The 14925-nt window shown below is 69.9% G+C and carries 12 protein-coding genes; 9 read left to right on the top strand and 3 right to left on the bottom strand.

From position 1 onward, the window contains the following. Positions 1-8: 8 nt before the first annotated feature. The 3 genes from D1369_RS03490 to rhaI all read right to left on the bottom strand — a co-directional run bounded on the left by D1369_RS03490 (position 9) and on the right by rhaI (position 4782). Entirely contained in the window at positions 9-1445 is a 1437-nt protein-coding gene (locus D1369_RS03490; RefSeq protein WP_007386530.1) for a rhamnulokinase family protein, read from the bottom strand. Then, a complete protein-coding gene (locus D1369_RS03485; RefSeq protein ID WP_007386531.1) occupies positions 1442-3481 on the bottom strand; it encodes a bifunctional rhamnulose-1-phosphate aldolase/short-chain dehydrogenase in 2040 nt (679 codons plus the stop codon). The genes D1369_RS03490 and D1369_RS03485 overlap by 4 nt, the downstream gene beginning before the upstream one ends. A 140-nt stretch (positions 3482-3621) precedes the next feature. After that, complete coding sequence (rhaI, locus tag D1369_RS03480) at positions 3622-4782, bottom strand: L-rhamnose isomerase (protein WP_007386532.1); 1161 nt, start codon at positions 4780-4782, stop codon at positions 3622-3624. Positions 4783-5055: 273 nt separating this feature from the next. On the opposite strand from rhaI, the gene D1369_RS03475 reads away from it, so the two are divergent. The 9 genes from D1369_RS03475 (at position 5056) to D1369_RS03435 (ending at position 14793) form a co-directional block, all read left to right on the top strand. Then, positions 5056-6573 carry a sugar ABC transporter ATP-binding protein gene (locus D1369_RS03475; RefSeq protein ID WP_007386533.1) on the top strand — a complete coding sequence of 506 codons (1518 nt, stop codon included), beginning with the start codon at positions 5056-5058 and terminating at the stop codon, positions 6571-6573. Next, on the top strand, positions 6570-7610 hold the full coding sequence (locus D1369_RS03470; protein ID WP_007386534.1) for an ABC transporter permease: 1041 nt from the start codon (positions 6570-6572) through the stop codon (positions 7608-7610). Before D1369_RS03475 ends, D1369_RS03470 begins: the two co-directional genes overlap by 4 nt. Further along, the gene (locus D1369_RS03465) at positions 7603-8613 is read left to right on the top strand and encodes an ABC transporter permease (protein WP_007386535.1); all 1011 of its coding nucleotides are present in this window, start codon (positions 7603-7605) and stop codon (positions 8611-8613) included. The genes D1369_RS03470 and D1369_RS03465 overlap by 8 nt, the downstream gene beginning before the upstream one ends. Before the next feature lie 55 nt (positions 8614-8668). Continuing rightward, entirely contained in the window at positions 8669-9748 is a 1080-nt protein-coding gene (gene rhaS, locus D1369_RS03460) for a rhamnose ABC transporter substrate-binding protein (RefSeq protein WP_007386536.1), read from the top strand. A gap of 25 nt (positions 9749-9773) precedes the next feature. Next, positions 9774-10094: an L-rhamnose mutarotase gene (locus tag D1369_RS03455; protein ID WP_007386537.1), complete on the top strand. Its 321-nt coding sequence runs from the start codon at positions 9774-9776 to the stop codon at positions 10092-10094. 51 nt (positions 10095-10145) lie between these two features. After that, on the top strand, positions 10146-11570 hold the full coding sequence (locus D1369_RS03450; RefSeq protein ID WP_007386538.1) for a BNR repeat-containing protein: 1425 nt from the start codon (positions 10146-10148) through the stop codon (positions 11568-11570). Between the two features lie 80 nt (positions 11571-11650). Next, positions 11651-12676 (top strand): LacI family DNA-binding transcriptional regulator, encoded by a 1026-nt coding sequence (locus tag D1369_RS03445; protein WP_007386539.1) that lies wholly within the window; start codon positions 11651-11653, stop codon positions 12674-12676. A 103-nt stretch (positions 12677-12779) separates the two neighbouring features. After that, positions 12780-14081, top strand: a complete 1302-nt coding sequence (locus tag D1369_RS03440; protein ID WP_007386540.1) for an alpha/beta fold hydrolase — start codon at positions 12780-12782, stop codon at positions 14079-14081. A 106-nt stretch (positions 14082-14187) separates the two neighbouring features. After that, positions 14188-14793 (top strand): FxLYD domain-containing protein, encoded by a 606-nt coding sequence (locus tag D1369_RS03435; protein ID WP_007386541.1) that lies wholly within the window; start codon positions 14188-14190, stop codon positions 14791-14793. Positions 14794-14925: the final 132 nt, after the last annotated feature.

Raw genomic sequence — 14925 nt, 5'->3', positions numbered from 1 at the left:
CCCTGGTGTCAGACCCCAGCGAGCCGGGACTGTGCCTCGCGCCAGCGCGCGGTGTCGCCCTGCGGCTCGTACCGCGCGAGCGGCTGCGTACGGGTGAGCAGCTCGCGGCCGCCCGGGAGGTCGCCCACGAGCCCGTGGGCCCGCGCCTGGACCAGGACGTTGCCGAGCGCGGCCGCCTCGGTCGGCCCTGCCACCACGGGCAGCCCGCAGGCGTCGGCGGTCAGTTGGCACAGCAGGGCGTTGCGCGTCCCGCCCCCGACGACGTGCACCACGTCCACGGGGTGGTCGGCCAGCCGCTGCGCCTCCTCCACCGCCTTGCGGTGGGCCAGGGCCAGCGAGTCGAGGATGCAGCGCGTGACCTCGGCGGGGGAGACCGGCACCGGCTGCCCCGAGGCACGGCAGGCCTCGGCGATCCGCTCCGGCATCCGGCCCGGCGGGAGAAAGACCGGATCGGAGGCGTCCACCACCGACCGCAGCGCCGGCACCTTGGCCGCCTCCGGCAGCAGCTCGCCCAGATCCGGGTCGCCCCAGGCCCGTACGCACTCCTGGAGCAGCCACAGCCCCATGATGTTCCGCAGATACCGGACCGTGCCGTCAAGCCCCAGCTCATTGGTGAAGTTGGCGGCCCGGCTCTCCTCCGTCAGCACCGGCGCGTCCAGTTCGAGCCCCGCCAGGGACCAGGTGCCGGTGCAGATGTAGGCGAACCGCTCACCGGAGGCGGGCACGGCGGCCACCGCGGAGGCCGTGTCGTGGGACCCGACGGCCGTCACGGGCACGGGCCCCGTGAGACCGGTCTCCTCCAGCACCTCGGGCCGCAGCAGACCGGCCGGGTCACCGGGCTGCCGCAGCGGCGCGAACAGGCCCAGGTCGATGCCGAGGCGCGAGGCGATGTCGTACGACCATCCGCGCGTCCGGGGATCGATCAGCTGGGTGGTCGAGGCGTTGGTCAGCTCGGTACCCTGCTCACCGGTCAGCCAGTAGGTGAGCAGGTCCGGGATGAGCAACAGCCTTTGCGCGCCGGTGAGTCGGTCGGCGACGAGCTGGTACAGCGTGTTAAAGGGCGCGTACTGGAGTCCGGTCGCCGCATAGAGCTCGGGGGCGGGCACGGTCGCCCACACCTTCTGCGCGACCCCCTCGGTACGGGGGTCCCGGTAGTGCACCGGGTTGCCGAGCAGCGCCCCGTCGGCGTCCAGCAGCCCGTAGTCCACGGCCCAGCTGTCGATGCCGACGGAGTCGACCTGCCCGGCGGCCCGGAGCCCGTCCAGGACACCGCCGTACAGCGAGAGGATGTCCCAGCGCAGGCCCTCGGGGACCCGGACCGGACGGTTCACGAACCGGTGTGCCTCGCTCAGCTCCAGGCTGTCCGGGCCGACGCGGCCGACCATGACACGTCCGCTGGACGCGCCGAGGTCGACCGCGGCGTACGACTTCACGGACGCGCTCATCGCAGGAAGGCGGCCGCGACGCCGGCGTCGACCGGGACGTGCAGCCCGGTGGTGTGCGTGAGCTCCCCGCCGGTCAGCGCGAACACGGCGTTGGCCACGTGCTCGGGGAGCACCTCGCGCTTGAGGATGGTCCGCTGCGCGTAGAACTCGCCCAGCTTCTCCTCCTCCACGCCGTACACGGCCGCGCGCTTGGCACCCCAGCCCCCGGCGAAGATCCCGGACCCGCGCACCACGCCGTCCGGGTTGACGCCGTTGACGCGGATGCCGTGCTCGCCCAGCTCGGCGGCCAGCAGCCGCACCTGGTGGGCCTGGTCGGCCTTGGTGGCGGAGTAGGCGATGTTGTTGGGCCCGGCGAAGACGGCGTTCTTGGAGGCGATGTAGACGACGTCGCCACCCAGCTTCTGCGCGATCATCACCCGGGCCGCCTCCCGCGACACCAGGAAGGAACCGCGCGCCATGATGTCGTGCTGGAGGTCCCAGTCCTTGGCGGAGGTCTCCAGGAGCGGCTTGGAGATCGAGATGCCGGCGTTGTTGACGACGAGGTCCACCCCGCCGAAGGCCAGCACCGCGGCGCGGAACGACTCGGCGATCTGCTCCTCGGACGTGACGTCGACGGTCACGGCGACGGCCTTGTCGGGCCCGCCGAGCTCCTCGGCGACCGCGGCGGCGTTCTCGGCGTTGAGGTCGGCGACGACGACACACGCACCCTCGGCGACCAGGCGCTGTGCGATGGCCTTCCCGATCCCGCTGCCGGCGCCGGTCACCAGGGCCACGCGCGTCGCGAGCGGCTTGGGCTTCGGCATCCGCTGGAGCTTGGCCTCCTCAAGGGCCCAGTACTCGATGCGGAACTTCTCGGACTCCTCGATCGGCGCGTACGACGAGACCGCCTCGGCGCCCCGCATCACGTTGATCGCGTTGACGTAGAACTCGCCCGCGACCCGGGCGGTCTGCTTGTCCTTGCCGAACGAGAACATGCCGACACCCGGGATCAGCACGATCGCCGGGTCGGCGCCGCGCATGGCGGGGGAGTCGGGCAGGGCGTGCCGCCGGTAGTAGGCGGCGTACTCCTCGCGGTACTCGGCGTGCAGTTCGTCGAGCCGCGCGACGGCCTCCTCCAGAGGAGCGGTCGGCGGCAGGTCCAGGACGAGGGGCCGCACCTTGGTCCGCAGGAAGTGGTCGGGGCAGGAGGTCCCGAGCGCGGCCAGCCGGGGGTGCTCGGCGCGGGCCAGGAACTCCAGGACGGCCTCGGAGTCGTTGAAGTGCCCGACCTGCGGCTTGTCCTGGGAGGCGATCGCGCGGACGTACGGCGCGAGGGCGGCGGCCCGTGTGCGCCGCTCCGAGGGATCCAGGGCCGTGTAGCCGTCGATCACCGGACCGAACGGCTCCGGCTTGGCCCGCTCGGCGAGAAACGCCTCCGCCGTGCGGATGATGTGCAGCGAGTTCTTCTCGCACTCCTCGGCCGTGTCACCCCAGGCGGTGATCCCGTGCCCACCGAGGACGACCCCGATCGCCTGCGGGTTGGCGTTCTTGATGGCGGCGATGTCCAGCCCCAGCTGGAACCCGGGCCGCCGCCACGGCACCCACGCGACGGTGTCGCCGAAGCACTCGGCGGTCAGCTTCTCCCCGTCGGCGGCGCAGGCCAGCGCGATCCCGGAGTCCGGGTGCAGGTGATCGACGTGCGCGGCCTCGACGAGCCCGTGCATCGCGGTGTCGATGGAGGGAGCGGCGCCCCCCTTGCCGTGCAGGCAGTAGTCGAACGCGGCGACCATCTCGTCCTCGCGCTCCACGCCTGGATACACGTCGACAAGCGCCCGCATCCGGTCCAGCCGCAGTACAGCGAGCCCGGCCTCGGTCAGTGTCCCGAGGTCACCCCCGGACCCCTTGACCCACATCAGCTCGACCTCACCCCCGGTGACGGGATCGGTGTCGGTGCCCTTGGCGGACGCGTTGCCACCGGCGTAATTGGTGTTCCGGGGGTCGGAGCCGAGCCGACGTGAACGGGCGAGAAGGGCGGCGGCTTCGGGATGGGTTGCCATGACTTTCGGTTCCTTATGGAGAGAGGGGAAGTTTTCCTATTTAGGGGCGCGGGGCTGTGTTGAATTTGCGGCTACCGCCGCGCGGGCGCGACCAGCCACAACGGACCCGCACCCCGCATACGACGGAACTCGGCAGACGCTCACGCCCCCCAACCGGCCTGCTCCCCACCAACCCGCGAGGCCACGATCTTCTCGGCCCACCCGGACCGCTTGTACGCAGCGATGGGGTTCGCATCGAGCCCCATCTCCTCGCGGACCTCCGCGAGCAACGGCCGCACATCCGTGTTGTACGCGTCCATCAGCACCGCATTCGCCTCCAGCACATCCCCCTCGCGCTGAGCCACCGCAAGGGCATCCCGGTCGACCAGCAGCGCCTTCGCCGTCGCTTCCTGCACGTTCATCACCGACCGGATGATCGCCGGAATCTTCGCCTCGATGTTGTGGCACTGGTCGAGCATGAACGCCACCTCGGACGAGAACCCGCCCCCACGCACCACCTCGTACATGATCCGGAACAGCTGGAACGGGTCGGCCGCGCCCACCATGAGGTCGTCGTCGGCGTAGAACCGCGAGTTGAAGTCGAACCCGCCGAGCTTCCCCTCCCGCAGCAGCGTGGTGACGATGAACTCGATGTTGGTCCCGGGAGCGTGGTGCCCGGTGTCGACGACGACCTGCGCCTTCTCCCCGAGCTTCAGGCAGTGGGCGTACGCCGTCCCCCAGTCCGGCACGTCCGTCGAGTAGAACGCCGGCTCGAAGAACTTGTACTCAAGGAGCATTCGCTGTCCGTCACCCAGACGGTCGTACACCTCGGAGAGACCTTCGGCCAGCCGGTCCTGCCGGGCCCGCAGGTCGTCCTGACCCGGGTAGTTCGTGCCGTCGGCGAACCAGAGCTTCAGGTCAGTGGACCCCGTGGCGTCCATGATGTCGACGCACTCCAGCAGGTGATCCAGCGCCTTCCGGCGCACCGAGGCGTCCGGATGGCAGATGCTGCCCAGCTTGTAGTCGTCGTCCTGGAAGGTGTTGGAGTTGATGGCGCCCAGCTTCACGCCCCGCTCCTCGGCGAACTTCGCCAGCGCGGCGTAGTCCTCGACCTTGTCCCACGGGATGTGCAGGGCGACGGTCGGGGCCACCCCGGTGAACGCGTGCACCTGCGCCGCGTCCTCCAGCTTCTCCTGCGGAGTACGCGGCACACCCTGCTGGGCGAACACCTTGAAGCGGGTTCCCGAGTTCCCGTACGCCCACGACGGCGTCTCGACGGCCTGGGTCTTGAGAGCGGCCTTCACCGCGGCGAGCTCGGTCACTTGAGGGCTCCTGTGACGTCGGGTCTTGAGGGCTTCCGAACTGCTTCCCTATGAAACGATTCAAGACGGGAAAGTATGGGGACCTCGCGAGGGTGTCAACCCCTGCGACCAAGGCTGTTGCTCGTGACCCCCCTGTTACTGAGTTCATCGAAAGTTTTTCGACACGAACCCATTGACGTGACATGCGCTCCATGCCTAACGTCCCGGCAACCAAGTTGAAACCTTTCACGACGCCGTGAGGGCCGTCCCGCCGGCGTCGTCGAGGAGCCCCCAATGACCCACCCGTCCACCACGGGTCCGGCCCCGGTTCTCGCGCTCAGGGACATTTCGAAGTCCTTCGGCGCGGTTCGCGCCCTGCGGGACGTCTCCCTGGAGCTGTTTCCCGGGGAGGTACATGCCCTCGCCGGCGAGAACGGCGCGGGCAAGTCGACCCTCATCAAGACCCTCGCCGGAGTGCACCGACCGGACACCGGCCAGGTACTGCTCGACGGTGAGCCGGTCGTCTTCCACGGCCCCGGCGACGCCCGCGACGCCGGTATCGCCGTGATCTACCAGGAGCCCACGCTCTTCCCCGACCTGTCGATCGCCGAGAACATCTTCATGGGCCGCCAGCCCCGGCGCGCCCTCGGCCGGATCGACCACAAGGCCACCCATGCCGCGACCCTGGCCCTGATGCAGCGCCTCGGGGTCGAGCTCGACCCCGACCGCCCGGCGCGCGGTCTGTCCATCGCCGACCAGCAGATCGTCGAGATCGCCAAGGCACTGTCCTTCGAGGCCCGTGTCCTGATCATGGACGAGCCCACCGCGGCCCTGACCGGCAGCGAGGTGGCCCGCCTCTTCGGCGTCGTCAAGGCGCTCCGTGAGCAGGGTGCCGCGGTGCTGTTCATCTCGCACCGCCTGGAGGAGATCTTCCAGATCTGCCAGACGGTCACCACCCTGCGCGACGGCGCCCTGATCGCCAGCGAGCCCATCGAGGGCATGACCGAGGACGACCTGGTCCGCCGTATGGTCGGCCGCGACCTCGACGAGCTCTACCCCAAGCAGGACGTACGCCCCGGCGAGGTCGCGCTCACGGTGCGCCGGCTGACCCGGGAGGGAGTCTTCACCGACGTCTCGTTCGAGGTCAGGCGAGGCGAGATCGTCGGTCTCGCGGGACTCGTCGGAGCGGGCCGTACCGAAGTCGCCCGAGCCGTGTTCGGCATCGACCGCTGGGACGCCGGCGAGGTCTCCGTGGACGGCAGGGCGCTGGTCAACGGCGCCCCGTCCACCGCGATGGCCGCCGGACTCGCCCTCGTCCCCGAGGACCGGCGCGCCCAGGGCCTCGTGATGGACATGTCCATCGAGCGCAACATCGGCCTCACCGGACTCCGTACGACCGTCAAGGCGGGCCTGATGGACCGCGGTGCCGAACGCAGCCGCTCCCTCGACTGGGCCGTCAAGCTCCAGGTGAAGTACGCCCGGATCGCCGACACCGTCAACACCCTGTCGGGCGGCAACCAGCAGAAGGTCGTCCTCGCCAAGTGGCTGGCCACCGGCCCCAAGGTGCTCATCGTCGACGAGCCGACCCGCGGTATCGACGTCGGCACCAAGGCCGAGGTGCACCGGCTGCTGAGCGAGCTGGCCGCCGACGGGGTGGCCATCCTGATGATCTCCTCCGACCTGCCCGAGATCCTCGGTATGGCCGACCGCGTGCTCGTGATGCACGAGGGCCGCCTCACCGCCGAGATCCCGCGCTCCGACGCCACCGAGGAAACCGTGATGGCCGCAGCCACCGGGAGGGCCGCCGCATGACGGTGACGACTCCCAACGAGGCCCCCGTGACCGACGTACCCAAGTCCAGCGGAACCCGCCTGGTCGACCGCGTCTTCAAGATGCGCGAGCTCGCCATCCTGGTCGTCTTCCTGGTGATGATCGTCGTCACCCAGATCGGGAACAGCGACTTCCTCACCGAGCAGGGCATCAAGGACCTGCTGCTGAACGCCACGATCCTGGTGCTGGTCGCCACCGGCCAGTCGCTGGTCGTCATCACGAGGAACGTCGACCTCTCGGTCGGCTCCATCCTCGGCATCAGCGCCTTCGCCGCAGGCACCTATCTGCACGGCGGCGGCAACCCCGTCGTGGCGATCGTGCTCGCGGTCCTGCTCGGCATCGGCTTCGGCCTGCTCAACGGCCTGCTCGTCAGCCTCGGCCAGGTGCCCGCGCTCGTGGTCACCCTGGGCACGCTCTACATCATCCGGGGCATCGACTCCATCTGGGTCGGCTCCCGCCAGATCACGGCGGCGGACCTCCCGGACAGCTTCGTGAACTTCGGCTCCGGCGGCATCTCCGCGGTGCCGTGGCTGGCCCTGATCGCGCTGGCGGTGCTCATCGCCACCGCCTACTACCTCAAGCACTTCGGCAGCGGACGCGAGCTGTACGCGCTCGGCTCCAACCCCGAGGCCGCACGGCTCGCCGGCATCCCGGTGCGCAAGCGGATCCTGGCCGCGTACACGTTCTGCGGGGGCCTCGCAGGCCTCGCCGGCGCGATGTACCTGGCCCGGTTCGGCAACGTCGACTCCGGGACCGGAACCGGCTACGAACTGACCGTCGTCAGCGCGGTCGTGGTCGGCGGTGTCGTCTTCACCGGCGGCTCCGGCAGCGTCTACGGCGCGGCGCTCGGCGCCCTGCTGCTGACCTCCATCAACAGTGTGCTGCCCGCCCTGGGCGTCAGCTCGGTCTGGGTGCTCGCCATCAACGGCATCCTGCTCATCCTCGCCATCGCGGTCGACCGGATCGTCGCGCTGCGTGTGGCCTTGGCCCTGAAGAAGAGGAACGCCCGCCATGCCTGAGTCCCTCAGCCGCGCGATCCGCTGGGACACGGTCGTCGGCGCGCTGCTCATCGTCGTGCTCCTGCTGTCCTTCGGTACGGTCGACGGCTTCGGCAACGCGCTGAACCTGTCGTTCCTGATCGGCAACACCCTGCCGATCGCGCTGATCGCCCTGCCGATGACCCTGCTCGTGGTCTCCGGCGAGATCGACCTCTCGGTCGCCTCCACCGCCGGCCTGTCCGGCGCGGTGATGGGCGCCCTGTGGAACCAGGGCCTGACGATCGAGGTGATCATCCCGATCTGCCTGGTGCTCGGCGTGGTGTGCGGACTCGTCAACGGTCTGCTCGTGACCCGGCTCGGTCTGCCCTCGCTCGCCGTCACCATCGGCACCCTCGCCGCCTACCGGGGCATCGCACAGATCGTGCTCGGCTCCGACGCGGTGACCGACTTCCCCACGCAGTACCTGGACTTCGCGGCGGGCCGGATCGGGGACACGTTCATCCCGCAGGCCTTCCTGCCCTTCCTCGTCCTGCTCGCGATCGCCGTGGTCGTCCTGCACGCCACGCCGTTCGGGCGGTCGGTGTTCGCGACCGGCGCGAGCGAGGAGGCCGCGCGGTTCGCCGGGATCCGCGTCAAGCGCCAGAAGCTGATCCTGTTCACGGTGACGGGCCTGATGGCCTCCCTCACCGGGATCTTCTGGGCCCTGCACTACGCAAGCGCCCGCTACGACAACGCCACCGGGCTCGAACTCTCCGTCGTGGCAGCCGTGTTGCTGGGCGGCATCGACTTCGACGGCGGCAAGGGCACGCTCGGCGGCGCGATCGCGGGAGTCTTCCTCCTCGGCGCGCTGCAGAACGTGATGAGCCTCCAGGACGTCTCCGCCCAGTCCCAGATCGTCGTCACCGGCGTTCTGCTCGTCCTCTCCGTGCTCGGCCCCCGGGTCGCACGGCAGATCTCGGTTGCGAGGGCCGGCCGCCGGGCCGCCTCGACACCGGCGTCCAAGGCGCCCACCCCGACCGCATAGGTCCGGGCGTCCAAGGAAACCTCGTATCCGCTCACCCTCGTAAGGAAGATCCGTCATGCGCAAGTCATCCCTCCGCCGTTCCTGCGCGGCCCTCGCCGCCGGCACCTCGCTCGCCCTCGCCCTCACCGCGTGCGGCGGCACCACCAAGAAGGACGTGCAGGACGAGGGCGCCTCGGCGGCCTCCACGGCCAAGGCCGACCCGAACGCGGCCACCAAGAAGGGCCTGACCGTCGGGTTCCTGCCCAAGCAGGTCAACAACCCGTACTTCACCTCCGCCGACAAGGGCGGCGAGAAGGCGCTGACGGAACTGGGCAGCAAGTACAAGGAGGTCGGTCCCTCCAGCGCCACCGACACCGCGGGCCAGGTCTCCTACGTCAACACGCTCACCCAGCAGCAGGTGAACGCGATGGCCGTGTCCGCGCAGGACCCGGGCGCCCTGTGCACCGCGCTGAAGCAGGCCATGAAGAACGACATCAAGGTCGTCACCTACGACTCCGACACCAAGGCCGACTGCCGCAACGCCTTCGTCTCGCAGGCCTCCGCCGAGGACCTCGGCCGCACCGAGGTGCAGCTGCTCGCCGAGCAGATCGGCTACAAGGGCGAGATCGCGATCCTGTCCGCCGCCCAGACGGCGACGAACCAGAACACCTGGATCGACTTCATGAAGGACGAGCTGAAGCAGGACAAGTACAAGAACATCAAGCTCGTCAAGATCGCGTACGGCAACGACGACGCCCAGCAGTCCTTCCAGCAGACCCAGGGCCTGCTCCAGCAGTACCCGAACCTGAAGGGGATCATCTCCCCGACCACCGTCGGCATCAAGGCCGCCGCCCAGTACCTCTCCGGCTCCAAGTACAAGGGCAAGGTCAAGCTGACCGGCCTCGGCACCCCCAACGACATGCGCAAGTACGTCAAGAACGGCACCGTCGAGGGCTTCGAGCTGTGGGACCCGGCGAAGCTCGGCGCGCTGGCCGCCCAGACCGCCGTCGCGCTGGTCTCCGGTCAGATCACCGGTAAGGAGGGCGAGACCTTCAAGGCCGGCGGCACCACGTACACCATCGGCAAGGACGGCGTGATCAACCTCGGCAAGCCGACCGTGTTCACCGCCAAGAACATCGACCAGTTCAACTTCTGATCTCCCCCTGAAGGAGCGGTACTTCATGCAGCGCGTCTGTTTCCTCCTCAAGGTCCGTGAGGACCGGATCGCCGAGTACCGCGAACGCCACGCCGCCGTGTGGCCGGAGATGCTGGAAGCACTCTCGGCCACCGGCTGGCACAACTACTCGCTCTTCCTGCGCGACGACGGACTTCTCGTCGGCTACCTGGAGACCGAGGACTTCGAGGCCGCCAAGGCCGGTATGGAAGCCACCGAGGTCAACGCCCGCTGGCAGGCCGAGATGGGCGAGTTCTTCGAGTCCCTCGACGGAGCCCGCCCGGACGAGGCGATGAAACCGCTCACCGAGGTGTTCCACCTCGCCTGAGCCTCCCCACCAAGCCCCACCAGGCCCGATCAGGACAGCAGGAGCCGCACCATGAAAAGACGCACACTGCTCGCAGGTGCCATCGTGTCCGCCATGTCCACCACCGCGCTCACCGGCGGCACCGCCCGCGCCGCCGACCCCGGCCCCTCCGTCACCCGGACCGGCACCACCACGCTCGACAGCCAGGCAGTCTTCTTCGTCTCCTACGACGGCCTCGTCAACAACAACTCGTTCCAGAAGAACGGCCTGCTGACCTACAAGGGCTACCAGTACGCCGTCTGGTACACCGCCGACAAGAACGCCGTCGTCGGCCGCCGCGCCCTCGGCGGCAGCACATGGTCCACCGTCCAGGTCGGCCACACCCTGAAGACCAGCGACTCCCACAACGTCATCTCCATGGGCGTCTCCAAGGTGGACGGCCGCCTCCACCTCAACATGGACTCGCACAGCGACGGCTTCACCTACGTCAAGTCGGTCGCCGGCCTGATGGACAACCCGTCAGGACTGAGCTGGACCGCCGCCCGGTTCGGCGCACCCCAGTCCACCCTGGACGGCGTGGCCCTCACGACGCAGTTCACCTACCCGCAGTTCGTCTCCACCCCGGACGGCAAGCTCCAGCTCAGCTACCGGCGCGGGATATCCGGCAACGGCCGCAACGCCCTGGCGGAGTACGACGGTTCGGCCTGGACCGACCTCGGGGAGTGGTCCAGCTCGACGGGCACCTACACCAGCGAGCACGGCTCCTCGACGGCCCGCAACATGTACCTGCACGGCATCGACTACGACAGGAACGGCCGGCTGCACTCCTTCTTCACCTGGCGCGAGCAGAACGGCGCCGTGATGTGCTCCAGCGGCGGCATCACCAACCACGACACCGGTTACGTCTACTCCGACGACCGTGGCCGCACCTGGCGCACCAACGGCGGCACCGTCGTCGGCACCACCGGCGGCTCCGACAAGGTCGCCGTCACCGACAGCGGCCTGGTGATCGACGTGCTGAACCCGGACCACTCCCTGATGAACCAGGAGAGCCAGTCCACGGACTCCTCGGGCCTGCCGCACGCGATCATCAGTTACGTCCCCGGCCGCTTCGGCCAGTGCACCACGAACTACGTCGCCGACCGCACTGCCAACGGCCGCGCCTTCCACGTCCGCAAGAACTCCTCGGGCGCCTGGCAGAAGACCGAGATCCCGGTCGTACTCGGCTCCAGCCAGCGCACCAAGCTGGTCCTGGACAAGTACGACAACGCTTACGCTATCTTCCCGTTCGGCCGGATCGCCGCCGCCTCCAAGGCGTCCGGCTACACCGACTGGAAGGTCCTGTTCGACGGCAGCGGCCTCAACGCCTTCGGCGAGGTCGTCATCGACGAAGCGCGGGTGGCACAGGACAACGTGCTGTCGTTCATGTACCAGGAGAAATCCAGCGGAACGACGCCCTCGGCGCTCCACGTCGTCGACTTCGCGTTGCCCGCCTGATCGTGACCGGTGTGGGGGCGGCTCGACGATAATGTGAAGGTCGTCCTGTCGCCCCTCGTCTCCCTGGAGGTCCCTGCCCGATGGCCCAGTCGGTGGGTATCAAGGACGTCGCCCGAGCCGCCGGAGTCTCCGTCGGCACGGTCTCGAACGTCATCAATCGTCCGGACTCCGTCGCCACCGAGACCCGGGCGCGCGTCCTGTCCGCGATAGACCGGCTCGGCTATGTCCGCAGCGAGTCCGCCCGCCAGCTGCGCGCGGGCCGCAGCCGGATCATGGGCCTGCTCGTGCTCGACATGGGCAACCCCTTCTTCGTCGACGTCGCGCGCGGCGCCGAGCGGGCCGCCCGCGAGGACGGCCTCGGCGTGATGGTCTGCAACAGCGCCCAGAGCGCGAGCGAGGAGGCGGAGTACCTGTCCCTCTTCGCCGAGCAGCGGGTGCGCGGAGTCCTGCTCACCCCGAGCGACGCCTCAGGGCGCAACATCGACTCCTTCCGCCGCCACGGCATCCCCTTCGTCCTCGTCGACCGGGTCGCCGAGGGCACCACCGAGTGCTCGGTCTCCGTCGACGACGTGGCCGGCGGCGCGCTCGCCGTACGCCACCTCGTGGACGCCGGGCACCGCTCCATCGCCTACGTCAGCGGCCCGCCCGGCCTCAACCAGGTCCGCGACCGCCGCACCGGCGCCCTGAACGCACTCGCCGAGGCGGGCCTGGGCCCCGACCACCTGCGCGAGCTGCCCACCGAACGGCTCGACGTGGCCGCGGGCCGGGACGCCGGCGCCCGTCTCCTCGGCCTCGCCGACCGCCCGACCGCTGTGTTCTGCGCCAACGACCTGCTCGCCCTCGGCGTCCTGCAGGCCATGTACGCGGCCGGCATCACGGTCCCCGACGACCTCGCCATCGTCGGCTACGACGACATCGAGTTCGCCGCCGCCGCGGCCGTCCCGCTCACCTCGGTCCGGCAGCCCGCGGTCACCATGGGCGCCCTGGCCGCCGAACTGCTTCTGGAGGAGACGGAGGCGGAGACCACCGGCAAGCGGCACGACCACCGCCGGGTGGTGCTCCAGCCCGAACTGGTGGTGCGGCGCTCCAGCCTGGCCGCCCGCTGACCCGTGAGTCAGTAAGATTTCATGATCGAAGGGGTCCGACGGCGGACGAACATGTGCTGAACTGGGACGCGCCCTGAAGAATCCGTCCGTCCCGGGAGCCCTGTTGTCCGCGACCTACCGCCAGCCCGGCCTCGTCCTCACCGACCGCCGCTTCACCGTCCCGCTCGACCACGACGACCCGGCCGGGGAGACGATCGAGCTCTACGCCCGCGAGGCCGTGGCGAGCGACAAGGTGGGCCAGAACCTGCCGTGGCTGGTCTACCTCCAGGGCGGCCCCGGCTTCGGGGCGAACCGTTTCGTCGGCAAGGGTGCCTGGTTCGGCCGCGCGCTGAAGGAGTTCCGCGTCCTCCTGCTCGACCAGCGCGGCACCGGCCACTCCAGTCCCGCAAACCGCCAGACCCTCCCGCTGCGTGGCGGCCCCGCCGAGCAGGCCGACTACCTGGCCCGCTTCCGCGCCGACTCCATCGTCCGCGACTGCGAGGCCATCCGTGCCCAGGTCACCGGCGGCGCCCCCTGGACCGTCCTCGGCCAGAGCTTCGGCGGCTTCTGCGCGACGACCTATCTGTCCCTCGCCCCCGAGGGTCTCGCCGCCGCCCTCATCACCGGCGGCCTGCCCTCCCTCGACGCCCACGCCGACGACGTCTACCGGGCCGCCTACCCGCGCGTGGAACGCAAGGTCACCGCGCACTACGCCCGCTATCCGCAGGACGTCGAGCGGGCCCGCCGTATCGCCGACCACCTCCTCACCCACGACGTGACCCTGCCGAACGGCTACCGGCTGACCGTCGAGGCCTTCCAGTCGCTCGGCATCCTCCTGGGCGGCAGCGAGGGCAGCCACCGCCTCCACTTCCTCCTGGAGCACGCCTTCGTCCGCACCCCGCAGGGCCCGGAGCTCTCCGACGCCTTCCAGGAAGAGGTCCAGGGCCTCCTCTCGTACGCCCCTCACCCGCTGTACGCCCTCGTCCACGAGGCCACCTACGGCCAGGACGAGCGGCCCACCGCCTGGGCGGCCGAACGGGTGCGCGCCGAGTTCCCGCAGTTCGACGCGGCCAAGTCTCTTGCCGGCGACGAGCCTCTGCTGTTCACCGGTGAGACCATCCACCCCTGGCTGTTCGACTGCGACCCGGCCCTGCGGCCGCTGCGCGAGACCGCCGAACTCCTCGCCGCCCGCACCGACTGGCAGCCCCTGTACGACCCGGCCCGTCTCGCCGCCAACGAGGTCCCGGTCGCCGCCGCCGTCTATCACGACGACATGTACGTCGACACGGCCCACTCCCTGCGGACCGCCCGCGCGATCCGCGGTCTGCGCACCTGGGTGACGGACGAGTTCGAGCACGACGGCGTCCGCGCGGGCGGCCCCCGCGTCCTGGACCGGCTGCTCTCCCTCGCCCGCGACGAGGCCTGACAGCCCGGGTGGCCCGTGGGTGGGCGACGACATGCCTCACTCTCCATTCCGGCATAGGGTTCATTTCGGTCAAGTGTCGACGCCGGAGTCGAGAGGACGTCAGTCGATGAGCACACCGTCACCCCACGGACGGTCCCGGATCGCCGCCCTCGCCCTGGTCCTGGCCGCCGCGAGCGCGTTCACCCTGGTGGCCTGCGACGACGACTCCGACGGCTCGTCGACGTCCTCCGCCACGCCCACGTCACCGGACACGGCGTCCTTCTCCGGCAACGCGGCCTCCGCGCTCGCGTCCGTCGAGGCCTCGGTGCGGGCCGAGGCCTCGAAGCGGGCCGCGTCCGCCTCGGCCGCCGCCTCCTCCTTCGAGGCTTCCGTCTCGGCGGAGGTGGAGCGTGCCGACAAGGCCGCGCGGACCGAGCTCGCCAAGGTCGACGGACAGGGCAACGCGATGTCCGACGTCACCATGACCGGCAAGCCGCGCTCCGAGACCGGCGGCCTGCTCGCCGTCGTCGTCACCATCACCAACAAGACCGACGCGACCGCCTCGTACGCCGTCCAGGTCGACTTCCTGGACTCGTCGGGCAAGGTGGTGGAGACCCGGTACGTCGGCGCCGAGGACCTGAAGCCGGGGGAGAAGGCCCAGCCCGTCGCCGTCAGCCGCAAGCCCGCCGACCCGGTGCTGACGCCCAAGCTGGCGAAGGCGCAACGTTATTGACCTACTCAGGGGGCATGGACCGGCCTGAGCCGCAACGCCCCCGGCGAACTTCCGGATCCGCACGGCCGGCTCGTCACGGTCGTCGGCCGGGTCTGCCTCGACCGGCTGCGCTAGCACGCCGCCCGCTGTGAC

Source organism: Streptomyces sp. CC0208, assembly GCF_003443735.1.
Classification (GTDB): Bacteria; Actinomycetota; Actinomycetes; order Streptomycetales; family Streptomycetaceae; genus Streptomyces; species Streptomyces sviceus.
The sequence above is the reverse complement of the archived record's forward strand: the minus strand, read 5'-3'. Positions and strand labels throughout refer to the sequence as shown.